This is a genomic window from Citrobacter sp. Igbk 14, from assembly GCF_028069825.1.
GTDB lineage: Bacteria > Pseudomonadota > Gammaproteobacteria > Enterobacterales > Enterobacteriaceae > Citrobacter.
This window is the reverse complement of the sequence record NZ_JANEWM010000011.1, coordinates 68,489-93,799: the sequence shown is the minus strand read 5'-3', so window position 1 is coordinate 93,799 and position 25,311 is coordinate 68,489. Positions and strand designations below refer to the sequence as shown.

Genomic DNA, 25,311 nt, shown 5'->3' with positions numbered 1-25,311 from the left:
AATATGATCAGATATGTTGATAAACAATATCAGGTCCAGTAAACCACTTTTCGATCATTCAACTTACCAATAAATCGCCCGGCAGTCAGGCGGCTTCCATCACTGATGCTGCTGACGCCATGCAAATGGCAGGCATTCATAAAATAAATATCCCCGACATTGAGCTGCACTGAAAGCGATTCAATATTACCCAGCAAATCTGGCGGGTAAGGATAACCAGTACGGGAGACCCCAAGACGCTCACGACTCTCGTTATCCGGGATCATATTCCAGATTTGTAACTGCCCGCCCTCTTTGGCTGCCTCAAGACAAACGTTATAGGCTGTAACAGTCTGCGTACAGGCAATCTCGAAATCGTCCTCCCTGGCAAAATAGACCTGTGCAATATCTTCATGCGGCATCAGGGACATCGCACCATTATCCAGCCAGCGACGGAACGTGGCAAAACAGGCATAGCCATTTTTAAAACGCGCCGGGCCAAAGTGAACGTTCTGCGCCAGAAATCCTGTTTCCAGCGTTGAGTGAAGGAATAAAGATTCAATGCCTTGTTCATCGGTTACAGTCATCAGACCGATGACGTCCTGATTGACCCGGTTAACTTCGCGTATGTACTGTTCACCATTACGGGAGAACTGGGTGGCTCCAACCTGATAAGTCAGCACATAGCCATCATTGGGTCGATTGCCACCATTTTCAGCGACCATGTGATTGAATTTATCCGCTACAGCATGGCAGACATTTTTATCGGCATAATTACGAATAATATAGAGAACCTTGCCATTATGGTGCCCATTACAAATAATGTTTTTCACAATGGAAAAGTCGATCTCTCCGTTTGTTGACTCCAGATAACCAAAATTAGTTTTCGATGAGCCAGTTATTTGTTTTTCCCCTGATTTTACTGCTGATAATGTATTCATAGTATATCCCTGTGTGTAGAGTAATTATTTCAGATAAATAAAGGAGACCAGAGCATGCCTCCATCGGCCCAGAGTTTATTATCCCGGCGAGGTTGTTTTAATAAGGAATATTTACCCAGATGACGTTCAAAAATATCACCGTAGTTTCCGGTATGGATAATGATGTTGCGAATAAAATCTGGCAGCAGGCCAAGGCGCTGACAGATCAGCTCATCCGGGCAGAGGAAAGTTCGCAGATAGCCGGAAGGATTGTGGCTTTTTTCATTGATGTTCAGCCTGTCCAGCCCCAGATTTTCTGCCTCAATTAACGCACGCATTATCCAGCAAACGGCAGTGCGCCACTGTGGATCCTCTGCGGTGACAGCCGGGGCCATAGCTTCAAGTGAAATACGATCATCCAGAATCAGATGCTGCTCACTATCGGGCAGTTGCACATGCTCGCCAGCCAGAAGATAGCTATCCAGGCAGTAAATGTCACACTCACCATGTTGATAAGCCTGGCGAGCCTGCTGCGGAGAATCAAACTGGATAATTTCACAGGATAAATTCAGCGCGGTAAAATAGCGTATCAGATTCTCTTCTGTGGTAGAGCCACGCATCGCGGCAATGCGTCTGCGGCGAGTGAACTGCGCCTTTGGTATAGCGTCTGTCAGATTGCTGCGCGACGTCATTAATACTTCGCCATCAAACAGCATCGGATGGACAAAACTGATACCAAATTCAACTTCACGCCGAAAGGTAACGCTTGAATTAAATGTACCCAGGTCAATGACGCCGTCGTGCAATGCCTTAAACCGATCCGCCGACTGCAAAGGCAGAAAATTAATTTTGCTATCGTTACCCAGAACCGCAATGGCAACCGCGCGCGCCAGGTCGATATCGAATCCATCCCAGCGCTGATGAATTGAGTCATACAGCGAAAGCCCTTTAAAGCCCAGACTCACGCCGACATTAAGTACATCATGCTGCTTAATACGGCTAACGACAGATGTTTCAGACATAGATCACCGCTGGAGATAGTTTATGATGGTAAGGTTTACGACACATACTCCGCTGTTAAACATCATACTGTTCCGTGCCGGACTGACTAGACAGTTGAAAAGCAAAAGAGCTATGCATGAAGAACATAAATGAGTTAACCGAAGTCCTGTCTGGCCTGACGCTTTTTGTGCAGGTGGTTGAGAAAGGAAGTTTTTCCGCCGCAGGCCGGGCGCTCTCAATGTCTCCGTCTTCGGTCAGCAGGATGATCGACAGGCTGGAGAAACGCCTGAATTTGATCCTGTTCACCCGAACCACCCGTGCGTTATTGATTACTGAAGCAGGTCAGGAAATATACGGACAGGCACTAACCGTGATCGCCGCCACGAATGCTTTATTTTCCCGGGCAGACAGCTACAGTGATAAACCCAGAGGGTTACTGCGTATTACTGCGCCAAATACACTGGGGAAAATTCTGCTCACGCCGTTTCTTCCTGGTTTTTTACGTTGTTACCCGGAAATTAATGTAGAACTGAATCTTACCGACAGGCTGGTGAATCTGACCCATGAAACCTACGATCTCGCATTACGTGTGACAGAGACGCCTCCGGTAAATATGGTGGCGCGAGCGCTGATGCCCGTCGATTATGTTCTGGTTTGCGCGCAAGGGTATGACATGGAATTGCCTGAAACCCCGGCTAACCTGAGCCAGCACAATATTTTCTTTCCCGGCGATCCCCGGTTTCATGGTGAATGGCGCTTCTGGTTGCATGACCACCAGGAAAGCGTGCTGCTTACTCCGCGCCTGATGATCAATAACAGCGATGCAATGATTGATGCGATTTTGCAGGGAGTCGGTATTGCTCTTATCCCCACATTTATTGCCGCCCGTTATCTGCAAAACGGTCAACTGAAACGGGTACTACCGGACTGGCGTATTGAGAATCCGATACCAGCGACCGCATGGGCCATTACGTTGCCCAGCCGTTTATTGCCTTTGAAAACGCGGGTGTTTATTGATGATTTTATGGCGTGGTTAAAAGCGACCAGAGAACCAGACGGTAATACAGATTGATCGTTATTACGTCACAAAGAGCCTTTATTCATCATTTTTTTGTTGCTACATAACGAAAATAAAGCCTGTTGTACCAGAACCAGAAAAGGCCAAAAGATAAAAGGCTTAAAGGTAAGGGATTTTTAAGGGTAACGGGCTTGCCCGAAAAGGCCAAAAGACTTAAACCTCTGAGCAAGTGGATTACCGGGCAACTTCTTTCGTTCAGTCACCAGTTTTTTGCTGATGACTGAACGGAAGAAGACAAGCAACGCGCGGCAGATTTACACTCATAAAATTTCGAAAAAATCTACAGGAAACTCTTTTTTATCAAAAAAGAGTTTCCCCTTTTCACGTCCATCGACCGGATGTAAGCTCCGGATTGCACAATGCTGTCGTTGACAGCGCCCATGCTTCATGGCCTGAAAGAAGCGCCTGAGGAACTCAGGATGGCAGCCCCTACCGGTGAATACCTCCGCAAACACCGGCTCGCAGGTCACTGCGACAGAGGTCATACTTTACCGACAAAACGTCCTTTCGCTGCGCCAGCTCGCTGGTCAGCATTCCACGACACCTGAAATTTCCGGGTCAATCCCTGTCCGGCTATGGATCAGCCTCCTTTACCCTACGGGCTGCGGCCTGCATTGCCGCCAGGCTTTGCTGCCGCGTGACCGTCAATCTGCGCCAGAATCCGCGATCTTTCGCGCCCGGCACTCAACCGATGCGTCACTTTGCGTCGCGCAAAGCGACAAAGTGACGCACAACCACCACACCGCGCCATGCCACTGTTTTCAGGGCTTCTGCGCATATTCCCTAATCTGATACGTCCTTTTTGGGGCCGCTGTCAGCAAAAAAGAGAAGAAAAAGATCGATACCGAGGGGGGCATGATGCCCCGGAGAATTCCTGCTCTGGCAGGCAGTCCGTACCCTGTACTGGCTGAAACTCCCTATACCTCAACAAGCTGCCACTCCGGCGTGAAGGTATCGTTCTGGCGCAGCCAAAAAGCATACGCCGGAGACCGTTTGTGTTCCCAAAATTAAGGGGGAGTATATGGGCAAGTTAGGTGGTGAAATGAAGGCGCTGGCAAAGCACTGTGGCGGTAGTCATAAAACAGTGAACGATCGCATCCATATCGTGCAACGTTTTGATCAGCATTTACGGGCGCTGAACGTCCAGATCCAGCGTGTGGCGCAGATTAAGGTTCGCCACATCGAAAACTACATTCATGACAGGCTGGCACAGGGGATCAGCAAACGCACGCTACAGAATGAAATGGCCTCACTACGTGTTGTACTGCAACAGGCCGGGCGCAAACAGATTGCTGAGCATGAGAGACTGACAAATAAATCCCTGGGGTTGTCTGGCGCATCCCGCAGCGGTACGCGGCAGGCCATCACACCGTATCATTATCGGCATGTACTGGAAACGGCCCACGCAAAAGATCCGGGACTGGCGGCAGCACTGGAACTGTCGCGGCTGATGGGATTGCGCTCACAGGAGGTGGTGCAAAGTGCTCAGTCACTAAAAACGTGGAAACAGGCCCTTGAACGTGGCGATACGCGCTTAACCGTGGTTTTCGGCACCAAAGGCGGACGACCTCGCGAAACGGTGATTCTGGATACTGGCGCAGTGAAAAAAGCACTGGATAATGCGTTAGCTGTCACAGAAAGCCGTAATGGCCGGTTGATTGACAAGCCGGATCTGAAAAGCGCGATGGACTACTGGCATAACCAGGCAGTGCGCATTGGTCTAACTGGCGCATATTCCCCGCATTCTCTACGTTATGCGTGGGCACAGGATGCCATACATCATTATCTGGCGCAGGGATTCAGCAGGAAAGAGGCGCTGGCAATGGTGGCGATGGATCTGGGGCATGGTGACGGTCGTGGGCGGTATGTAGCGCAGGTTTATGGGCAAATTTGACAGTCTGTTAAGAGCGCAGGCTGTGTGAAAACCCTAACCAAAAACCGAAGTGCGTGAGGCTATGCAAAATCTGGAATCGATCGACTGGTCAACAACGCCAAATTTTACGTAGGAAGGGCATTTTCGGCTCTATTCTTGGCCGGTTATGTCATCACTAACGTTTTCACACAGCCTGAGCGATAAGCGGTCGATTTACCACCTACAGGAGGCCCTACGCGCATCGTCGTGTATTAAGCAATGGGGAGTAGGTCGCTTGTTACCCGAATAAATTCTATCATAGTCGCTTAGTTGCAGCTTACTTGCTAATTAATATAGAATAACATCTTGCACATCTCGTGAAGGAACATGGCATAATCATGATACTAATAATTACCAGCAGTTATGATCATACGTGCGACTTTTTAATTAATAAATACCCTGATGCAAGTTTTTTTAGATTGAATACTGACTATTTCTATGAGTACAAAATCTCCTATGGAAGGGATGGTTTCAAAATAGTAAACAATAATGGAGAGTCCATTGCATCGACTGATTGCTCATCTATATATTATCGTAAGCCTGCAAATCAGGATCTTGAAAATGTCATTGAGCCTAAGTATAGAAATTTTATCCATAAAGAGTGCATATCCTTAATCGAAGGTATTGCTGATTCTTTTGATGGATTGTGTTTATCATCACCATCAAAAATGCGTAAAGCTGATAATAAAATCATACAGGCCAGTATCGCAAAAAAGGTCGGCTTCAAAATTCCAACATTCTTAATTGGAAATCATAGTGAGCTCATCATTGAAAAAGATGAGTGTGATGAAAAATACATAGTGAAACCACTGGCTAGTGGGGTTGTTTCAGATGGGCTAACGAAGGAGTTTGTGCAAACAAATTTGTATTGTTCAGACATGACAGAGGAGATGCTTAAATATTCACCTGTCTACTTCCAAGTTTATCAAGAAAAAGATTACGAGACTAGGGTTACTGTTGTTGATGGATCTTTTTTTTGTATCAGAATCGATTCTGACAACAAAATTGATTGGAGAAAACAGAATAACAGGACTTCGTACTCAGTAAACATCATACCTGAAAATGTGCGTATCAACTGCCTGAAATATATGGAATGCTTTGATATGAAATTTGGTTGTTTCGACTTCATCATAAAAAATAATGTTTGGTATTTTCTTGAGATGAATGCTAATGGGCAATGGTTATGGCTTGAACTCGTTACAGGAGTTGAAATATCTGCTGCAATAATGAAGGTATTAGGATATGAAGTTTAAACAATTAATTTTACACATGTTAAATTTTTCATTTTTTTTGCACACATCATGTGATAAAAATTTTGACACTTATCAATCAAGTCTTCCTGTTAGGATTTCATTGCTGCATTTGAATATTGCAATGTCTCATTTTTATTTTTTTACATATTGCTTGAAGACTGAACGTTTTTCATGGTTTCACAAAATTAGCTTTAAAGATCTCGTGCCACCTGTTGATTCTGCCATTATCATGGATAAAGTAAATGCGTTCAATCAGACACTATTAGGTAAGAGTGATATTCATGATGCTCAAATTGATTTTCTCAAAGAAAAGAAATCCGATAACAAGAATGCTATTTCCGGGGCTCATAATAAAGCGAGTTTTTTTCTGGCTTTTATAACCTCGGTAGTGGGATTGCTTACATTTTTGTTACCGACAATCTCTGAGTACCACTCTCAATCATACTTGAAAACCACTGTCCTCTGGTTCCTAGTGGCGAGTTCTTTCGTAAATATAATAAATGCTGGTGTGTTTATTTTCGAAATACTGAATGTAAATGGTTACGTGAGGTATAAATTCAAGGAATTATCTTCATCCAAAGGAGAGAACTTTGAGTTGCTATATCATTACTTCGAATGGAAGGCTGGTGATGCAGAAAGAGTAAATGTCATAAGCCTTTTGAAAAACGCCATAAAATATAGTGTGAGAGTATTTTGTTTTTCTATATTATTATGGGCGTTTATACAGACTTTCCCTGAAGAAAAAGTTCTTAATCAAAAAATATCGAGTATACCAGTTTACTATGTTGTAAAAAATTCCTCATCACTAACATTTGAAGGCATATTTAAAAATGAAACCGTATTTATTTAATTACAGTGAAACAATTCAGATGGTTCCTTCCCAAATAGAACAATGTTTAAAAGGAGGTACGGTTAAAACGTTTTCGATTGAGAACAGTGATTCTGATGATGTGTTAATAGATGAAACAATCGTGACTGAAAGTCTGGAGCATGTAGATTACGATATTTATGATGCCAGTTCTACAATAGTAACAAACGTCGTTGAACATTCAGATCAAGATACCTATATTGCTGGAACATCTATGACCAGAACTCTTGAAACCTCAGATCATGAGGGAATAACTATTTTCGCAGATAGCACCACAATTACAAAAACGCTAGAATCAACGGACGCTGACTAAAAAAATTTGTTTGCTTATAGTGATTATCAATGTGAATTAAGAAATGGGGATGCGCAATTTAACAATTGGCGTACTCCCCGTAACTAGCATACATTGATGAAAATAACGTTCGCTCCTGGAACAAAGCGGTCATCTGACAGGCCTGAAGGTCCGTTGTGAGCGAGAAGCAGAAGTTCATAAGGTATTATGTACCTTGTGGTGACTTAATCAATGGGGAGCAGACCAGAGATCTCTAAAGTATCATTGATTTCAATGCTTAATAATGGCTTATGACCACGATCTTGTGCTCATTATCATGAAAATAAATGTTTAAGCTGGACGAGACTAATTAGTCCAATACTGGGCTGAAAGGTACTGTGGTCAAGTTATCCCTCCTGTTAGAAAGAGGTCATACTTACGGATGTGTTCAACCATATTAGGATTACCAAGATAGCCGATCAACCAAAAATCATTCTCTTCAGCAAGAGCTGTTGGTGAGTACTTGGCAGAGTCCATTGTCTCCTCGCTAATATATCCACCATAAGTAAAGGCCTCTATAACAAATTCTGAACAAAAGAAAGAGTTCCTAGGCCCTCTTTTTCTCTGTTTCTCAACGAACCGCCTAGGCCATTTGGACTGTTTTTTCAGCTCTCTTAGTTCAAGTATGGGGGATATGATTGCACCCAAAAGATTGTATGGTGTTTGTTGCTCAACGTGCTCTTTACAGAATGCTACAACTTTGTCACTAAGCTCTGGTAGTCCGTTGGGTTTCGCGCCAGGGCACCGACAAATAGCTACGTAAGGATAGCGAGCTACCACATTGGTCAGAGTATTTTCTACAACGCCCGGCTTTATTGCCTCAACTACTTTTCCATCGCCGACGTAGATCGCAACATGCATATAGTCGCCAGATGAGCCATGTGAAATTATTCCATGAGCCAGTTTATTGTCATCGCATGCGCAGAAGAGAACGTCTGCTGGAGCAAGTTCTGAAATGGTGAGAAATTTTGGCTGTGATAGGTCTAGCAAAATTCCGGCAAAGCGCCTGTCAGTTTTACATTTTGCGAAATGAAGGGGCCTGAGTTTTGCATCCAACTTAGAAGTAATGGGCGCTCTGTTTCGTCTCAATATTCTCAATTTTTTGAATAACGTTGCCATGTAAGTGACCCTGTAAACCCTATTAGTCATAACTATGTTTGCAAACCTGCTAGGAAATTTATCCCTACAAACTGTATTGAACAAGCGTTTTGGTACTTTATGCCGCTATAGCTCAAATATTAACCTGCCGATATTTTTCTGATTGCTCTAGCGGCCTCTGTTCTTATTTGTCTTTCAAAACTACTTTTTATTAATTTGGTAGTTCTGTCGGTAAAGGCCAGTCTTCTGGTACTAAGGCAGGGGGCTTGGTCCAGGGAAGCTCGGTTAAAGCATCTTGGAACCACTGGTCGCGAAGATTTGCGTGCTCTGTCACGATAAGCTGGAAGCCCGGGACTTCTTCTTGTGTAAACTTCAGCAGTAACGCAAACAGCCTACGTACTGCTGATAAGTCAGCATCCGCTTCCGTTTTCTGAACAGTACCATCAGCTTCCTGGTAAATTTTTTCAGAAGGGAAATAAACTTGGGTAGGCTGATCAATTAAAAGAAATTGAGGGATGGGACAATTGTTCTTTGAGGCAAAGAGATGAAGGGCTAACAATGCAGACAGGTGATAAGCGAGATGATTTTCGCCACCGCCAGTTCGACTCATAGGTACCGGACGATCTGTACGATCAAAGATAACAGTCATTTGGCTTAGATCAAACCGTGCAGGGAGCCCCTTAAATTCTGCATCAAAAGCCATGATGTAGCGTGTAATCTGTGACGAAATGTTATTCAGAATAGATATGAGTCTTTCATGGCTGCTATCAGCTCCAACTTTCCTTTGTAGTTCTTCGACTTTGAGCTTTAGACGACGATTTTCTGCTTCATATGTTGCCAGCTCTGAGTTAGGTACAAGGTCCTCCAGAAACAAACTAATACGACCGATTACTCTTGCCGCAGCATTATTGCGTGTGCCTAATTGCTCAATAACTTCGTTTGCCGCGATTGCCGCAGCAAGCTCCACTTCTTTGGCTCTTATCGTACTTACAATGGTCTGAACCTCATCTTCTAGTTCAGTAAGATAAGCATCCATTTTAGGGCGTTGGCTAACCACAATGCTCATTTCAGCGTCGAGAGTTGTTAGTTCGCTCAGGAGTGCTTTTGCAATTGGAGATTCCAGTGCTAAATTTGCTTCACAGAATGGCCATTGCCATTCGCCGGTTTCCGGATTTTTCGGTAGTGCCTTGATAGAAGATAATCGGTCTTGCTGTTCTAAAACTTCGTTTTCAAAATTACCTGATTGCTTCGCATATAACCGAGCAGAATCAATTCGTAACTGGATCTGACGTCTGTCTTGTCGTAAACCCGCGATTTCATTTTCAAGAATGGATATTCTATGTCCATCATCTTCAGGTATGGGTGACGGAATCCATTGCATTGCAGAACGCAAAACATTAATTACTTCGTCAGCTCCGATTCTGTCTTTGTCTTGTGTGATAATACCTACGGCTCTGGCTTCAGATAAAAGTCCAGAACCTTTTAGCAATGATGTATCGATTGTATCGCGAGCTTGTTCAAGACGTTTGGCGTTGACTTTCAGATCTCGCTGTGCTGTACGGAGTTTGGCCTCAAGTTCATAACGATCATTTGATGAAATGCCTAGAAGAATCGGCAATGTGTCACGAATAGTTTGTGGCTGAAATGCCTCATTTTGTCGATAAAAAAGTTGATCTTTATTTGCTACAAGGCCCTGCTTTTGGAAAAGGTAATAAAAAGTATGCTTGATGTTTGCATCAAAGCTTTCTCTGCTGTGCCCAATTGCCACATCTGTACGGTTCTCGCGGATGCCAAGTAATCGTGACAACAGTGCGACTACCGAATCATCATCGGTATTAACCGAGAGGTCTTTGAAATTCGGTGCGGTCAGTTCATTCCCTCGTCGCAGCATAACGGTGCCACAGCTTGTGGCTCCTGCATTTGGTGTCGGTTTCGCGATCAGTACCTGTTCCTGTGAAAATTGATAAATGACTGCGAACCATGACACTTTATCGCGAATAATACCTTCTGGTACGTTAAAGGTAGAGCGACCCATGCAGTATTCAATGATCTCAGAAAGAGCTGATTTACCGGTTGAAGAACGGCCAGTAATGATATTTAAACCATTAACCTTAAATTGCAGGTCCCGACGTTGGCCATCATGGCTGTAGACATGAATCGACTTAATTTTCATGGGCGTATTCCAAAGGTCGTGTACACCGTAACGCGATCTGCAATACGGGCAAATTCTTTTCCTATATAGCGCGCGACACGCTGGCATGAGATAGATTCTTCAGTCCCTATGACCGATTTACGAACTTTATTAGGTACTGTTTTCAATCGGCCGTCTTGCGTTACAACAAAACATCCTCGTTCCATGAGCACTCCAAAAGCTTCAAGCGTAAATGGAAGCATATTATTGACGCGGTTAGCAAAATTAACGAGTAATTTGGGGTTGTTTTCTATAGTTTTCAAAAGGTAGCGGCGAGGGTTTTCAGCAAACACTTGGCGAGAATCTTTTTGCAGACACAATGGTAAAACGAGAAGAGCCAGAGAAAATGGCATGCCCTGTGAGTTTTCCTCTTCGTAGCTCTGCATTGCTCTGAATAGTACAACACCACAAAATGCAGGATTGAAAAGATTCCTTATCTCGAATGGGCGCTGATCCCATTGTTTCATGCTTGAGCTCCTAACAATTGACCAACTCTATTTAGGAAGTGGGGGTGCCAGAAAATTTTGGGTAGTGGCCTACTGTTCGCAAGGATGTGAAATCCCCCTCGAACTACATAAGGCTCAGTCACTCGTTCTCGGATACGCAATGAGTGAATATTACCACTTTCAAGATCGGCCCATTGATACAACGCTTTTCCCGCAGTAATAAGCACTTCATCAGCTGAATTTTCATCTAATTCTTCAAAAACGACGTCTTTATAGCGACTCCATTCATCAACAAGGCGGTCTTCATAATCTTCCATCTCTCCTGTAACCAAAAGGTTTTCACGAGCCCATGAAGAACGCTGCTCAAATGCTCGGTAGTAGTCGAGAATAGCGTTTCGGATACGATTAGAGGAAACCCCTATTTCACGGAGCTGCACAACAAAGAGCCTGGGATCATTCATCGCGTCGATTTCTCCAACGGGCATTTTTCCTCTAAACGTAATCGGCAGATTGTCCGATTTGTACTCTTCAGAAAATGCTGCAAGTTTGTCGGAAATCTCATAACCAAAAATCGCCTCTTTACGTTTCCCTGTTAGCAGATCGACTATGGTGTTATTCCACCACCCTTCAAGTCGTTCAAAAATAGCATCTCGGTTATCGCGTCTAATGATACGCATGTGCTGATTTTTAATAATTGTTGGAAGGTCTTCAATGCGAGGCCCACCATCAAATATGACTATCCGTGATAAGAAGTCATCTTTTTGCTCATCAGTCAGTTTATTGAACTCATCGGCTATTGCCATGATCAGTTTTGACCTGCTTCTAGCCAGAACTGTGTTGGTGAGGTGAGTTATTGATACTAAATTATCGTCTTTTGTTGGCGGTTCTACTAAGAAGTGTTGCAGGAACGAGGCGTTTGAGATAGTTCCGGTCGTAAACAGAAAGAAACGAAGGTTTGCTTCGGTTTTACCATCACGATTATAGCGGTCAAGCCAGATGCGAACTGACTTCCAAAAATCAGTAGACAGGTCGGTTAGAGTATCCCCATTCCCCTTGTGTTTGAGCGATGCCAGTGTTTTGACACCATCAGAATTGACGAAGTCTAGATCATCATCTTTTTCGATCAAAACCGATGTATCTTCTGGCCACTGTAGAAGTTTAAGTAGCGCAAAACGAGGCTGATAGATATACCCTAAGCCCTGTTCACCAGCAGCGTATTGATCGCTAGTTGCTCCGGTCATGTTTAGTCCCTGCGTGGATTGCTTTTCAGCTGTATGGCAAAATGACTCACGAAAGCAACGAGCTACCATCCAACGTTTGGCGATAAGTATCACAGTATCTGTATTGACTAAAAACAATACCACTGTGTTTCCTGCGTGAATAGAAAAAAGTAAGTACCTGGGGATGCTAAATGTGAAGTGAATGGCTTCCACTTTATCGGTAACTTAATCTCACTCTTCAAAACATGTATGTTGAACCTAGATGATAGTCACAACTGATAAATCAATAAGTTACCTATATATGCTTGTTAAATGATGCTCATAACGTACAAAAAACCGTTTACCAAACTGTCCCCTTATATAACTCCGCTGTGACAAGCTTAAATGGGCATAAAGATCCGCTCCTGGCACAAAGCGGAGCTATTGAGGAGTCGTGTGGTCTGTTACAGGCGAGGCGCGGACGCTTAACTCTGGCTTGATAAAATGGCATTAGAACCGAACAGTTGTCACTATCCGGCAATGGGCATTGAATCAAAGGCCGAATATAGCCTCAATTTCTATTGAGAGGTCAGGTGAGAAGAGGCGACTGACTTCAACGAGCGAACTGGCTGGCAAGTAATCACCATAATTTCGATACAGTACTTTGCGTAGCTCATTGATCTCCTCAAAAGAGGTGATGAAGATGGTCACTTTGATTAGCGCCGAAAAATCTGTACCTTCTACGCTGGCGATTTTTCTGATTTGGCTGAATATTTCTTCAGCCTGCTCAGCAATGCCCTGGTGTTGGGCCGTGGTGCCAAACGCCGTCATGCCTGAAATATAGAGCGTGTTACTATGCTTTACTGAATGGACATAAGGGGCCTTTACTTCACCTAATTCAGAATAATTTTTTCTTATTAGGTTACTCATACCAATGATCCTTTTGAAAGGGAAGTAAGGCACAACTTTACCATTCCATTGTGAATATTCAACGTTGATTGGCATGATATAAAGTACGCAACGTCCTCTGGCACAAGGCCGACTGCCATATCTATCTACAGCCAGAACAACAATTTAAAATGTGATGTGAATCACACTTTGAATCGGGTGTAGCATTTGGGGCCTTATTGAGGGCCTCATTTCAATTTTTAAAATAAAATTACTTTAAATTCAATTTAATACATTAGAATCCGCATCCAGTCAGAGGAGCCATATTTAAGAAGCCTGCTTAAGGAAACTTGAGCGGGCTTTTTGCTTTTTAGCTTTTCGGTAAATCCACCTGACATGCAGGTGGATACTTTACAGACTGGGTATTATCAGAACTGGTAGCTGGCGGTGAGGCTGACGTTACGCGGCTCACCATAGACGATAGAGCCTTCGACATTGGTATCGTAGGTTTTATCGAACAGGTTGTTGATGTTGCCCTGGATGGCGAAGTTCTTCGTTACCTGGTAGCGAGTGAATAAATCCACCAGCGCGTAGCTTCCCTGTTCTGCACGGAACGTGCCGTATGGCGTCACGGTATCGCTATACACGCGATTCTGCCAGTTAACTCCACCCCCCACGGTCAGTGCCGGCAGGGCAGGCAGGTTATAACGGGTGAACAATTTTACCGTAGTACGCGGCAGGTTCGGATTGACGGCATTGCCTTCGTTGTCATCCGCAACGTACCGCGTTGCACCGAAAGTCATCTGCCAGTTATCCGTGATCGCACCGTTTACTTCGAATTCAACGCCTTTGCTGACCGTTCCATCCATCGCTTTATAGGCGGTGTCGCCATTGCTACCGGCGATTGGTACGCCGGTTGATTGCGCCACGTTATCCTGCTCAATGCGGAATACAGCGAGGGTGGTGGTTAAACGGCTGTTCATCCAGTCTGATTTCAGACCAACCTCGTAGTTGTTGCCGGTAATCGGGGCGAGATATTTACCGGAACTGTCGCGTTTGTTTTGCGGCTGGAAGATAGAGGTATAGCTGGCGTAAGTGGACCAGTTATCATCGATGTCATAAACCAGACCCGCATAGGGCGTAGTGTGGTTTTGTTCCATGCTGTAGGTCAGGGTATCGATACGCCAGTTGGTATAACGCGCGCCGACGATCAAATGCAATGGGTCGGCCAGCGAAATGCGTGTCGCGGCATACAGCGATTTCATGTGCGTGGTATCGTCCTGGGCCAGCGATTGTGGATTCCAGTTGGTTTCCGGGAAGTTACCGTCGTAGGTATAGAAGCTACCTATTTCGTTAGGGAATACATTTGCCCACGAGCTTTCATAACGGTTATTTTGCTTGCTGTAACTGCCGCCCAGCATCAGGTTATGCTGACGACCAAACAGGTCGTAGCCACCATCGGCAAAGAGATCGACGGCATCGACTTTACGTTTCCCGCTGTTCCAGCCTGTTCCACCAACGTAATCATAGCCCGGTCCATAGTTGCCATAGGGACCAATCAGTGTGCCGTCAGCTTTATTAACGTAAGCGTCGACGTACATCATCTTGCTGTCGAACTTGACCTCGGAGTGTGTGGCATTCAGGGTTGTTTGCCAGGTATCCGCGAAACGCTGTTTGAGTGTCACGAAGACTTTGTTGATGTTCTTGTCATTGTAGGTCCAGTCCGGCGAGGTACTGCGCGAGCGGTCGTAGCTGTTTTTGCTGCCATCGGTATTCCAGCGCGGCAAGCCGCCCCAGGTTGGACTGTTGATATCAATACGCTGGTATTCGTAACCTGCCGACAGGCTGGTGGTGTCGCCCAGATCGGCATCGACAATCCCCGAGAAAAACATTTTTTCATTGTTGTAGCGGTCAAGCCAGGAATCGTTATTTTGATAACCTGCCACGATGCGAGCGCGCACGTTGCCGTCTGCCGTCAATGGGCTTTGCAAATCAGTCACATAGCGTTGCTTATTCCAACTGCCGTATTCCGCGGAGACATTCCCCGTGAACTCGCGGCTGGTTGCATGTTTACGGATCATGTTAATCGATGCCGAAGGATTCCCCGTGCCGGTCATTAACCCGTTTGCACCACGAACCACTTCTACACGTTCAAACAAAGCTGTGTCAGAAAGGGCATCGCCGAGATTCCAACGGGATTCAAAATAGGTCGGGATCCCATCGATCATGTAGTTATCGATCTGGAATCCGCGAGAAAAATAGCTGCTGCGGTCAGAGTCCGCCTGGCTTTTGCTGATCCCCAGAGTGTTGTCCATCACATCGCCCAGTGTCTGGAGCTGCTGATCTTCCATACGCTGTTGGCTGACGATGCTGACGGATTGCGGGATATCTCGCTGTGTCATCTGCATTTTTGTGCCTGCGGATGTCGATTTAACGCTGTAATCCTGCTCATCACTGGATGTGGCGGAGGCTGAACCATCAACGATCACCGTCTCTTCTGCGGAGGCGGCGAGGCTGGTACAAGGCAATAACGCCGCCGCGATGCAGGCAGTCAGGAGGGATGGGACAATGGCAGAACGATGCTGTTCGTCCCTATAGTGTGTTGTGAAAGACATCGGAAAGTCCTTGATAATTATTAATATTAAGTTCGAATCACGTGAGTGCGTAATGAACCCTTTGGCTGTTAATTATTTTTCTTGCATGAGAATGCAAATGCGAAATATACGCATTCATATTCAATGTGTAAACAAATGCTACGCATAAATGAAATATTGTTTCAGTACTATGTCTGAGCGATAGCGCCGGGAAATGGTTATAAGAACAGCACTGGCAGGGCTTTTTGCTTAAAAAATCGAGGGTTAAAGTTGAAAGAGCGTGAGTAACTCGCTCATACTCTATACTCGCAGAGTCACCCGGCGTAGCATGGCACAACGCATGGGCTCTTAATGAAAAAGGAAAACGTCGTGGCAGAAGAAACTATATTCAGCAAAATTATTCGTCGTGAAATTCCGTCGGACATCGTATACCAGGATGAGCTGGTCACTGCGTTTCGTGATATTTCACCTCAGGCACCAACGCATATTCTGATCATCCCGAACGTTTTAATCCCAACCGTCAACGATGTGACGGCAGAGCATGAGCAGGCGCTGGGACGAATGATCACAGTGGCGGCGAAAATCGCTGAGCAGGAAGGCATTGCCGAAGATGGATACCGTTTGATTATGAATACCAACCGTCACGGCGGTCAGGAGGTGTATCACATTCATATGCATCTGCTGGGTGGACGTGCGCTTGGTCCAATGCTCGCGCATAAAGGTCTTTAATAATGACCAGAGGATGCATTGCGCTTACGTTGGGTCTGCTGTTGCTGGCTGGCTGCCGTTCACACCCGGAAATTCCGGTCAGTGATGAACAGTCTCTGGTGATGGAATCAACAATACTGGCGGCGGGTATCACCGCAGAGCCGCCTGAGTTAACAACGTCTGATATTCAGGCCTCTGCATCCTCACGACTCTATAACGAAAGACAAGAACCTGTCACCGTTCATTATCGGTTTTACTGGTATGACGCCAGAGGGCTGGAGATGCACCCTCTGGAAGCGCCACGCAGCATCACTATTCCGGCTCGTTCGTCGGTAACGCTGTACGGCAGCGCCAATTATCTGGGGGCGCACAAGGTTAGGCTTTATCTTTATTTGTAAGGGGTGAATCGTGAAGATCAAAATGAATCGCTACGCATTGATTGCCGCGCTGGCGATGTTTCTCTCTGGCTGTGTGGCTCAACGTGAGCCAGCGCCGGTAGAGGAAGTGAAGCCGGTGCCGGAACAACCCGTGCAACCGCAACAGCCAGTTCCGGTGGTACCAACGGTGCCAACCATACCGCAGCAGCCGGGTCCGATTGAGCACGAGGACCAAACGGCGCAGCCAACCCCACGTCAGCGTCATTATGACTGGAACGGGGCAATGCAGCCGATGGTCGGCAAAATGCTGCAGGCTGAGGGTGTGAAAGCTGGGGGTGTACTGCTGGTTGATAGCGTAAATAACCGTACCAACGGCTCGTTAAACGCAGGTGAAGCCACCGAGACTTTGCGAAATGCACTGGCGAATAATGGTAAATTTACCCTGGTTTCTGCGCAGCAGTTGGCAGTAGCCAAGCAGCAGTTAGGTCTGTCGCCGAACGACAGCCTGGGAACACGCAGCAAAGCGATTGGTATTGCCCGTAACGTTGGCGCTCAGTATGTGCTCTATTCCAGCGCTTCTGGTAACGTCAATTCACCTGCTCTGCAAATGCAATTAATGCTGGTACAAACTGGCGAGATAATCTGGTCAGGTAAAGGTGCCGTTCAGCAACAATAACAGACTGACGCGCGATGAGGTTCTGTCGCGCTATTTCCCGCAGTATCATCCCGTCGTCTCCAGCCAAAGCGGTTTGAGCGGCGGGAGCTGCATCATCGAACATCAAGCCCACCGTTTAGTGCTGCGCTGTCATCACGATCCTTACGCGCCAGAATCGCATTTTCTACGTCAGTATCGCGCGTTAAAACATCTGCCTGAGAATCTTGCCCCCAGACCTCGTTTTTATACGCGGGGATGGATGGCAGTCGATTTTTTTCACGGTAAGGTAGAATCCAGATTACCGGAAGCCGACGAACTCGCAGGCTTGCTGTATTATTTGCATCAGCAACCCCGTCTGGGCTGGCGAATCAACCTGTTGCCACTGCTCGAACAGTACTGGCAGTGTAGCGATCCGGCGCGCCGAACGCCGCGCTGGTTGCAACTGCTAAAGCGACTAAGAACCAAAGGTGAGCCGCATCCCTTACGTTTGGGACCATTGCATATGGATGTTCACGGCGACAATATTGTACGCACGGCGTCGGGACTGCGGTTAATCGACTGGGAATACGCCGGAGACGGTGATATTGCTCTTGAACTCGCGGCAGTGTGGGCCGCGGATGAATCCCAGCACCGACAGTTGGTCGATGCCTATGCCAAACATGCGCATATTGAACCCGATGCCCTGTGGCGGCAGGTCAGACGTTGGCAGCTGTGGGTGATGATGCTGAAGGTGGGATGGTTTGAGTATCGCTGGCAACAAACCGGCGATCGGCAATTTATCAGGCTGGCCGATGAAACCTGGCGGCAGCTAACAATAAAAGGATAAGGAGAGCAGTGTGGGCCCAGTAATGTTGGATGTCGAAGGGTATGAGCTGGACGCTGAAGAGCGTGAGATTCTGGCGCATCCACTGGTAGGCGGGTTAATCCTCTTTACCCGAAATTATCATGACCCGGAACAGCTACGTGAACTGGTTCGCCAGATCCGTGCCGCGTCGCGCAATCATCTGGTAGTGGCAGTGGATCAGGAAGGGGGACGCGTCCAGCGCTTTCGTGAAGGTTTTACCCGTCTGCCTGCGGCGCAATCTTTTGCTGCACTGCATGGGCTGGAAGAGGGGGGCAAACTGGCTCAGGAAGCTGGATGGCTGATGGCCAGTGAAATGATCGCAATGGATATTGATATTAGCTTTGCGCCCGTTCTGGATGTGGGACATATCAGTGCTGCGATTGGTGAACGTTCTTATCATGCCGAACCCGCGAAAGCGTTGGCGATGGCAACCCGCTTTATTGATGGCATGCATGCGGCTGGAATGAAAACGACCGGTAAACACTTCCCAGGACATGGTGCAGTGACGGCGGATTCGCATAAAGAAACGCCAACCGATCCGCGTCCGGAAGCCGAGATCCGTGCGAAAGATATGTCGGTATTCCAGACGTTAATCACTGAAAACAAACTGGATGCAATTATGCCGGCGCACGTCATTTACAGTGATGTAGACCCGCGACCCGCAAGCGGCTCACCCCACTGGCTGAAAACAGTGCTTCGCCAGGAGCTCGGTTTCGATGGCGTGATTTTCTCCGACGATTTGTCGATGGAAGGCGCAGCAATTATGGGGAGCTACGCAGAGCGCGGGCAGGCATCACTGGATGCAGGTTGTGATATGATCCTGGTCTGCAATAATCGTAAGGGTGCGGTCAGTGTTTTAGATAATCTGTCGCCGATCAATGCAGAACGTGTTACACGTTTGTATCATAAAGGTTCATTTTCACGTCAGGAACTGATGGACTCGGCTCGCTGGAAGACAGTAAGCGCCCAGCTCAACCAGCTTCATGAGCGTTGGCAGGAAGAGAAAGCAGGTCATTAACGCAAGTTTGGCGAGGATGCGATGATTATCTATTTACACGGTTTTGACTCTAACAGTCCGGGCAACCACGAGAAAGTATTGCAACTGCAATTCATTGACCCGGATGTCAGGCTGATTAGCTACAGTACGCGGCATCCTAAACATGATATGCAGCATCTGCTGAAAGAAGTGGACAAAATGTTGCAGCTTAATGTGGATGATCGACCATTGATTTGCGGCGTTGGGTTGGGGGGGTATTGGGCTGAGCGGATTGGTTTCCTGTGTGATATTCGTCAGGTGGTGTTTAACCCTAACCTGTTCCCGTATGAGAATATGGAAGGGAAAATCGACAGGCCGGAAGAGTATGCTGATATCGCTACAAAATGTGTGACCAACTTCCGCGAGAAGAATCGCGATCGCTGCCTGGTTATTCTGTCGCGCCATGATGAAGCCCTGAACAGCCAGCGTTCGTCGGAGGAACTGCATCATTACTATGAAATTGTATGGGATGAAGAACAAACCCATAAATTCAAAAATATCTCCCCACATTTGCAGCGAATCAAAGCGTTCAAGACGTTAGGTTAATCCTTATTGAGCGTTTAAAAAAACAGCCGCCAGGCTAATGCTCGTCAGTTACGAACGTATGGTGAACATGTGATTCTGGCTCAGGGTTCCGTTCACCTCAGTGGTGTCATTTCTCTGAAGCGCAGATACCTGTGAACGTGCAAGGGAGGCTCACCGCCGCCTCCCTTGCAACCCAGGCTCCCGGCGGGAAAATCGTCGCTGCGCGAGTTATTCGTCTTATGCCGTCTGCCTGTCGGGTCGGGGTCGAGCCTGCGTCCATGCAGGCCGTCCCCTCTGCCCGCATCCCTGCGGGCAGACCCGGTCAGCCGTCAACGTCTCATCGATTTTCAGCCGGACCGGGGCCATCGCTTCAACGCACTGACTTCCAGTTAAATCTTTTTTGCTGTTTAAACAAAAAACGCAGATGGTCAGGTGTGGGCTGGTCCGGCTGAAAATTGCCGACGTGTTTCCGTAAGGCCGGGAGAGCCAGCATGGATGCTGGCTCAGGGCGCGCTTTGCAAGGACGCTTCCTCGCGCCCGGCCCGGTAGCCTGGAGGAATAAGCGGAGGGTATTGCGCAGCAACAATTTTCCTGCCGGGAGCCGGGATTGTAAAGGGCGTGGCGGAGAACGCCCTTTACACGTTCACAGGAATCGGTGCTTAAGAGAAATGATGAGCATGAGGTGAACGGAACTCTTTCTCCGAGATAGCATGTTCTTTACCTCGGCCAGCACAGGTTGAAGCTTTCTGAAACTGAGGCGCTAACTGACTGGCATTACAGCCTTCGGGCTGGTTTTTTTGTCCTAAAAGTTTGCGTTGTCTATCTTTTCAGCATCAAAACTTGATACACATCAATTTTGGTATGACCAATGCACCGTTCGTGTTATTCTCAGTCTCGAAGAACATTTTCATTATCGTAACTTGTTGTTAATTAAAGGCTATGCGAATAACTTTTAATTAACAATTGGTTAATAAATTTGAGGGGGTCACGTTGACTACACCATTGAAAAGGATCGTGATTGTCGGCGGCGGTGCTGGCGGACTGGAAATGGCGACGCAGTTGGGTAAAAAACTGGGTCGTAAGAAGAAGGCAAAAATCACGCTGGTAGACAGAAACCACAGCCACCTGTGGAAACCGTTGCTGCACGAAGTGGCAACAGGATCGCTGGATGAAGGTGTTGATGCGCTGAGCTATTTGGCGCATGCCCGTAACCACGGGTTCCAGTTCCAGTTGGGGTCGGTGATGGATATCGATCGTGAAGCGAAGACTATCACGATTGCTGAGCTGCGAGATGAGAAGGGCGATCTGCTGGTCCCCGAGCGTAAAGTGCCGTATGACACGCTGGTGATGGCGCTGGGCAGTACGTCCAACGATTTCAACACGCCAGGCGTCAAAGAAAACTGTATTTTCCTCGATAACCCGCACCAGGCGCGTCGCTTCCACCAGGAAATGCTGAATCTGTTCCTTAAGTATTCCGCAAACCTGGGCGCGAACGGCAAAGTGAACATCGCTATCGTCGGTGGTGGTGCAACGGGGGTAGAACTCTCCGCTGAGCTGCACAATGCGGTAAAACAGTTGCATAGCTATGGTTATAAAGGGCTGACCAACGAAGCGCTGAACGTCACACTGGTGGAAGCCGGTGAACGTATTCTGCCAGCGTTGCCGCCACGGATCTCCAGTGCTGCGCATAACGAATTAACCAAACTGGGCGTACGTGTACTGACTCAGACGATGGTAACCAGCGCTGACGAAGGTGGGTTGCATACCAAAGAGGGTGAGTACATCAAAGCCGATCTGATGGTGTGGGCAGCAGGTATCAAAGCGCCAGACTTTATGAAAGAAATTGGTGGTCTTGAAACCAACCGTATCAACCAGTTGGTGGTTGAACCGACCCTGCAGACGTCGCGTGATCCGGACATCTATGCGATTGGTGACTGTGCTTCCTGTGCGCGTCCGGAAGGGGGTTTTGTGCCGCCGCGTGCCCAGGCTGCGCACCAGATGGCATCCTGCGCGATGAACAACATTCTGGCACAGATGAACGGTAAACCGCTGAAAGCGTATCAGTATAAAGATCACGGTTCTCTGGTTTCTCTCTCCAACTTCTCTACCGTGGGTAGCCTGATGGGGAATCTGACACGTGGCTCAATGATGGTGGAAGGGCGTATTGCGCGCTTTGTCTATATTTCACTGTACCGTATGCACCAGATTGCGCTGCATGGTTACTTCAAAACCGGCCTGATGATGTTGGTTGGCAGCATTAACCGTGTGATTCGTCCGCGTCTTAAACTGCACTAATACTGGCTTGTAATGCCGGATGAAATGCTTCATCCGGCACTTTCTTTCAGAGTTCTCTGAATCATGCTGCTTTCCCCCCTATCCCCGCGATTTTCATCCGTAATCTGATTGGCATTATTTACCTTCTGTTGCAAAGTTGTTGCTAATAGCAAAAAAGGAGGAAGTCCCGTGAATAAATCAATGTTGGCGGGTATAGGGATTGGCGTAGCTGCTGCGCTGGGTGTGGCAGCGGTGGCCAGTCTAAACGTTTTTGAGCGTGGCCCACAGTTTGCACAAGTCGTCTCTGCAACACCGATTAAAGAAACGGTAAAAACACCGCGCCAGGAGTGTCGTAACGTGACGGTTACTCACCGTAAACCTGTACAGGATGAAAACCGTATCGCCGGTTCCGTGCTGGGCGCGGTTGCCGGGGGCGTAATTGGTCATCAGTTTGGTGGTGGACGCGGAAAAGACATTGCGACCGTTGCCGGTGCGTTAGGTGGCGGTTATGCAGGTAACCAAATTCAGGGTTCAATGCAGGAAAACGATACGTACACGACCACACAACAACGTTGTAAAACAGTGTATGACAAATCAGAAAAAATGCTGGGCTACGACGTCACGTATAAAATTGGCGATCAGCAGGGCAAAATCCGGATGGATAAAGATCCCGGTACGCAAATTCCGCTGGATAACAACGGCCAGTTGGTTCTGAATAACAAGGCGTAAAATAGCGTTATCCTGAACATTAGCCCCCCATCGCTCAGGCTGGGGGGCTTTTTTTATTAGAAGGTTAAGGCATAGTTCAAACCAAAGGTGCGACCCCGGCCTTTGTATTCATATAAGGATGGACTGCCATAAGTCGGGCTGTAGAGTAACGGTGCACGCTGTCCCCAGAGGGTGGTGTACTCTTCATTCAGCAGGTTCTCAACGCTAAAGGTCAATTTACCCAGTGGGAGCTGATAGCTGCCGATAAAGTCCATCGTATTGTACCCATCCAGTTTGTTGCCACTGGCGTCGCTCAGGTCAAATGTCTGCTGACTCTGTACTCGCAGCGACCACGGTTCCGGTGCCCAGCCAACCCATGCGGTGGCTTTAGATGGCGAAGCCAGAGTGACATCCCATTTTTGCCATTTACCGTTTTTCTTCACTTCTGATTTAATGATGTTGAAGTTACTTCCCAGACTCCAGTCCGTATCAGCAATGAAATAATCCACCGCGCCTTCAAGGCCATAAATACGGCGATCGTCGGGCTTTACGTTAATGGTCATATCGTCGCGGTTAACGACGATCGATTTATCAGACGTGGAATAGTAAGCGGCGAGCTGTGTACGCAGATTATCGCCGGTGTAGCGCCACCCCAGTTCGTAAGAGTTAACTTTAATGCCTTCCAGGCGTGAATCCGCTACGTTAACGCTGCGCTGGAGCTGATAATGATCGCCAACCAGCGAGTAGGTACCGTTGCCGTAGTATTTTCCGGGGTCGGGAAGTTCCACACCTTGAGAGAAGTTGAACCAGGTCTGCTGGCGGTCGGTCAGGTGTGCGAGGATGCCCGCGTTAAACAGGAAGTTATCATAATCTGCTTTGCCACCCGGAATACTATCTGCAGAGTTCGCCAGGCCCGTGGCGATGCCTTGCTGCTGCGTATAGCCGACAAAATCATCAACGCGGTTTTCAGTCCACTGGTAGCGGATACCGCCGCTAAGCGTAAAGATGTCATTAATGTCGTAGCTGTTTTGCAGGAAAGGCGCAAAGTTGGTGATGCTGTAACCGGGATAGCGCCCGGTGGTGTAGGCCGTTCGGTTATCCATACCGCCGGAGGGGAGAGAATAAGCCAGATCGAAGAATTCTTGATTGGAATCGAATGTTTCGTGATCGGCGTCGATCCCCCATGTCAGCTCCCAGTTTTCCATCAGCTGGCTGTTGAGGGTGATTTTGGCACCAAACTGGTCAGTATCCTGTTGTGATGCGGAGAAACTGGTGACCTTACCTTTGCTCAGCGTAGGGAAAGGATAGAATTTTAGTGATTCGTCACGGTAATAGATCTGGCTGACCAGATTCTGGCCGAAGAAATTAGCATCGGAATATTGCAGACTGATCAGATGCCGTTCCGTGCCGGGGATTCGGTCGGAATTAAGACCGCTACTGGTATTAGCGTTACCGGTTCCCGTCACGGCTGACATGTTCTCGCCGAGATTCAGTCCGTAGTCGTCATCGCCCTGGCTTTTGTAGTACTGCGTAACCAACTGCAGCTGGCGGTCGTCATCAAGCTCAATCGTCCCGGTACCCATCAGGTCCAGGCGGTCGGAATGCTGCAAACCGGTTTGGGTATTATCGAGCATTAAGGCGTCGTGGTTGGCATCATACCACCCCCCAAACCGTTGATAAGCGACAGACATGCGTCCGGATGCGCGGTCGGTTCCTCCGCTAACTGCGGCGGCAACCCGTTCGTCATGATCGTTACTGTTGTTGAATCCGCTTTTGCTGCCCAGCTCGAGTTCAACTTCACGCTTAGGCTGACCTTTTTTGGTGACGATGTTGATCAAACCACCGGTACTTCCGCCGCCATACAGCGATGTTGCCCCGGAGATAACTTCAATGTGTGCAATATTAAACGGATCAATGGAGTCGAGCTGACGGCTGTCAGTGCGGGAAGAGTTGAGACGAACACCGTCAATAAGCACAACGATGGCGCGACCACGCATGTTCATCCCGTAGTTGGTCCGTCCCTGGCTGCTGACGTCGATTCCGGGGATCAACTGAGCAAGAACATCCTTAAACTCTTTCCCCCCCTGAACCTGCTGTTCAATCTCTCTGCCTTCGATAACCCATGTAGTTTGTGCCATTTGAGACACGGTACGTTGACTACGGTTGGCGCTGACGATGAGATCTTCTTCTTCTGCCGCCATTGCCGGTAGGGTTAAAGACAGTAACAGAGGATTGAGCACCCAGAGATGCTTATTCATTTGTATTCCTTATAAAATTTGTTGGTCTGCTTTTATTTTTACGGCGATAGAAACCGATCGTTACATTATGAAATGGGCATTAAAACAAATGCGAATATTGCTGATAATGATTGACATTATCAATGTATTTTACAAAAGAAATGCATTAACCCAATGAAAACAATAAA

At 47.3% G+C, this 25,311-nt stretch carries 23 protein-coding genes; 13 read left to right on the top strand and 10 right to left on the bottom strand.

Annotation, left to right across the window (positions count from 1 at the left end):
* Positions 1–29: 29 nt before the first annotated feature.
* Both hilA and NNN64_RS06675 read right to left on the bottom strand, forming a co-directional pair.
* Positions 30–920, bottom strand: coding sequence for an L-isoleucine 3(1)-dioxygenase (gene hilA, locus NNN64_RS06680; RefSeq protein ID WP_271440894.1), 891 nt, complete (start codon positions 918–920; stop codon positions 30–32).
* Between the two features lie 29 nt (positions 921–949).
* Positions 950–1,921: a transporter substrate-binding domain-containing protein gene (locus NNN64_RS06675; RefSeq protein ID WP_271440893.1), complete on the bottom strand. Its 972-nt coding sequence runs from the start codon at positions 1,919–1,921 to the stop codon at positions 950–952.
* Positions 1,922–2,037: 116 nt separating this feature from the next.
* Between NNN64_RS06675 and NNN64_RS06670 the strand changes: the two genes are divergently transcribed.
* Positions 2,038–2,973 carry a LysR family transcriptional regulator gene (locus tag NNN64_RS06670; RefSeq protein WP_271440892.1) on the top strand — a complete coding sequence of 312 codons (936 nt, stop codon included), beginning with the start codon at positions 2,038–2,040 and terminating at the stop codon, positions 2,971–2,973.
* Positions 2,974–3,574: 601 nt separating this feature from the next.
* Here the strand turns inward: NNN64_RS06670 and NNN64_RS06665 are convergent.
* Positions 3,575–3,757, bottom strand: coding sequence for a hypothetical protein (locus NNN64_RS06665; protein ID WP_271440891.1), 183 nt, complete (start codon positions 3,755–3,757; stop codon positions 3,575–3,577).
* A 243-nt stretch (positions 3,758–4,000) separates the two neighbouring features.
* Here NNN64_RS06665 and NNN64_RS06660 point away from each other — a divergent pair, with 243 nt between their 5' ends.
* The 4 genes from NNN64_RS06660 to NNN64_RS06645 all read left to right on the top strand — a co-directional run bounded on the left by NNN64_RS06660 (position 4,001) and on the right by NNN64_RS06645 (position 7,325).
* Positions 4,001–4,873 carry an integrase domain-containing protein gene (locus NNN64_RS06660; RefSeq protein WP_271440890.1) on the top strand — a complete coding sequence of 291 codons (873 nt, stop codon included), beginning with the start codon at positions 4,001–4,003 and terminating at the stop codon, positions 4,871–4,873.
* 356 nt (positions 4,874–5,229) lie between these two features.
* Positions 5,230–6,144: an MvdC/MvdD family ATP grasp protein gene (locus tag NNN64_RS06655; protein WP_271440889.1), complete on the top strand. Its 915-nt coding sequence runs from the start codon at positions 5,230–5,232 to the stop codon at positions 6,142–6,144.
* On the top strand, positions 6,134–6,994 hold the full coding sequence (locus NNN64_RS06650) for a hypothetical protein (RefSeq protein ID WP_271440888.1): 861 nt from the start codon (positions 6,134–6,136) through the stop codon (positions 6,992–6,994). Before NNN64_RS06655 ends, NNN64_RS06650 begins: the two co-directional genes overlap by 11 nt.
* On the top strand, positions 6,975–7,325 hold the full coding sequence (locus NNN64_RS06645; protein WP_271440887.1) for a hypothetical protein: 351 nt from the start codon (positions 6,975–6,977) through the stop codon (positions 7,323–7,325). Before NNN64_RS06650 ends, NNN64_RS06645 begins: the two co-directional genes overlap by 20 nt.
* Before the next feature lie 360 nt (positions 7,326–7,685).
* On the opposite strand, the gene NNN64_RS06640 is transcribed toward NNN64_RS06645, so the two are convergent.
* The 6 genes from NNN64_RS06640 to fhuE all read right to left on the bottom strand — a co-directional run bounded on the left by NNN64_RS06640 (position 7,686) and on the right by fhuE (position 15,780).
* Complete coding sequence (locus NNN64_RS06640; RefSeq protein ID WP_271440886.1) at positions 7,686–8,462, bottom strand: hypothetical protein; 777 nt, start codon at positions 8,460–8,462, stop codon at positions 7,686–7,688.
* Positions 8,463–8,652: 190 nt separating this feature from the next.
* Positions 8,653–10,614, bottom strand: coding sequence for a DUF3732 domain-containing protein (locus NNN64_RS06635; RefSeq protein WP_271440885.1), 1,962 nt, complete (start codon positions 10,612–10,614; stop codon positions 8,653–8,655).
* Positions 10,611–11,099: a three component ABC system middle component gene (locus NNN64_RS06630; RefSeq protein ID WP_087816416.1), complete on the bottom strand. Its 489-nt coding sequence runs from the start codon at positions 11,097–11,099 to the stop codon at positions 10,611–10,613. Before NNN64_RS06630 ends, NNN64_RS06635 begins: the two co-directional genes overlap by 4 nt.
* Positions 11,096–12,319 (bottom strand): ABC-three component system protein, encoded by a 1,224-nt coding sequence (locus tag NNN64_RS06625; protein ID WP_271440884.1) that lies wholly within the window; start codon positions 12,317–12,319, stop codon positions 11,096–11,098. The genes NNN64_RS06630 and NNN64_RS06625 overlap by 4 nt, the downstream gene beginning before the upstream one ends.
* 510 nt (positions 12,320–12,829) lie before the next feature.
* Positions 12,830–13,207: a RidA family protein gene (locus tag NNN64_RS06620; RefSeq protein ID WP_271440883.1), complete on the bottom strand. Its 378-nt coding sequence runs from the start codon at positions 13,205–13,207 to the stop codon at positions 12,830–12,832.
* 386 nt (positions 13,208–13,593) lie between these two features.
* Entirely contained in the window at positions 13,594–15,780 is a 2,187-nt protein-coding gene (gene fhuE / locus NNN64_RS06615; RefSeq protein ID WP_271440882.1) for a ferric-rhodotorulic acid/ferric-coprogen receptor FhuE, read from the bottom strand.
* A 348-nt stretch (positions 15,781–16,128) separates the two neighbouring features.
* On the opposite strand from fhuE, the gene hinT reads away from it, so the two are divergent.
* From hinT to NNN64_RS06575, 8 genes are all read left to right on the top strand, one after another.
* Positions 16,129–16,488 (top strand): purine nucleoside phosphoramidase, encoded by a 360-nt coding sequence (gene hinT / locus NNN64_RS06610; protein ID WP_005121105.1) that lies wholly within the window; start codon positions 16,129–16,131, stop codon positions 16,486–16,488.
* A 2-nt stretch (positions 16,489–16,490) separates the two neighbouring features.
* Positions 16,491–16,865 (top strand): YcfL family protein, encoded by a 375-nt coding sequence (locus tag NNN64_RS06605; protein ID WP_137382959.1) that lies wholly within the window; start codon positions 16,491–16,493, stop codon positions 16,863–16,865.
* 22 nt (positions 16,866–16,887) lie between these two features.
* Positions 16,888–17,520: a penicillin-binding protein activator LpoB gene (gene lpoB, locus NNN64_RS06600; RefSeq protein ID WP_048212601.1), complete on the top strand. Its 633-nt coding sequence runs from the start codon at positions 16,888–16,890 to the stop codon at positions 17,518–17,520.
* Entirely contained in the window at positions 17,501–18,325 is an 825-nt protein-coding gene (gene thiK, locus NNN64_RS06595) for a thiamine kinase (RefSeq protein ID WP_271440881.1), read from the top strand. Before lpoB ends, thiK begins: the two co-directional genes overlap by 20 nt.
* 10 nt (positions 18,326–18,335) lie before the next feature.
* A complete protein-coding gene (gene nagZ / locus NNN64_RS06590) occupies positions 18,336–19,361 on the top strand; it encodes a beta-N-acetylhexosaminidase (RefSeq protein ID WP_137382957.1) in 1,026 nt (341 codons plus the stop codon).
* Between the two features lie 21 nt (positions 19,362–19,382).
* Positions 19,383–19,925: an alpha/beta hydrolase YcfP gene (gene ycfP / locus NNN64_RS06585; protein WP_061067733.1), complete on the top strand. Its 543-nt coding sequence runs from the start codon at positions 19,383–19,385 to the stop codon at positions 19,923–19,925.
* A 969-nt stretch (positions 19,926–20,894) separates the two neighbouring features.
* Entirely contained in the window at positions 20,895–22,199 is a 1,305-nt protein-coding gene (ndh, locus tag NNN64_RS06580; protein WP_271440880.1) for an NADH-quinone dehydrogenase, read from the top strand.
* Positions 22,200–22,367: 168 nt separating this feature from the next.
* Complete coding sequence (locus NNN64_RS06575) at positions 22,368–22,907, top strand: glycine zipper 2TM domain-containing protein (RefSeq protein WP_048211960.1); 540 nt, start codon at positions 22,368–22,370, stop codon at positions 22,905–22,907.
* Positions 22,908–22,963: 56 nt separating this feature from the next.
* Here NNN64_RS06575 and NNN64_RS06570 read toward each other — a convergent pair whose 3' ends face one another.
* The gene (locus NNN64_RS06570; RefSeq protein ID WP_271440879.1) at positions 22,964–25,144 is read right to left on the bottom strand and encodes a TonB-dependent siderophore receptor; all 2,181 of its coding nucleotides are present in this window, start codon (positions 25,142–25,144) and stop codon (positions 22,964–22,966) included.
* Between the last annotated feature and the right edge of the window lie 167 nt (positions 25,145–25,311).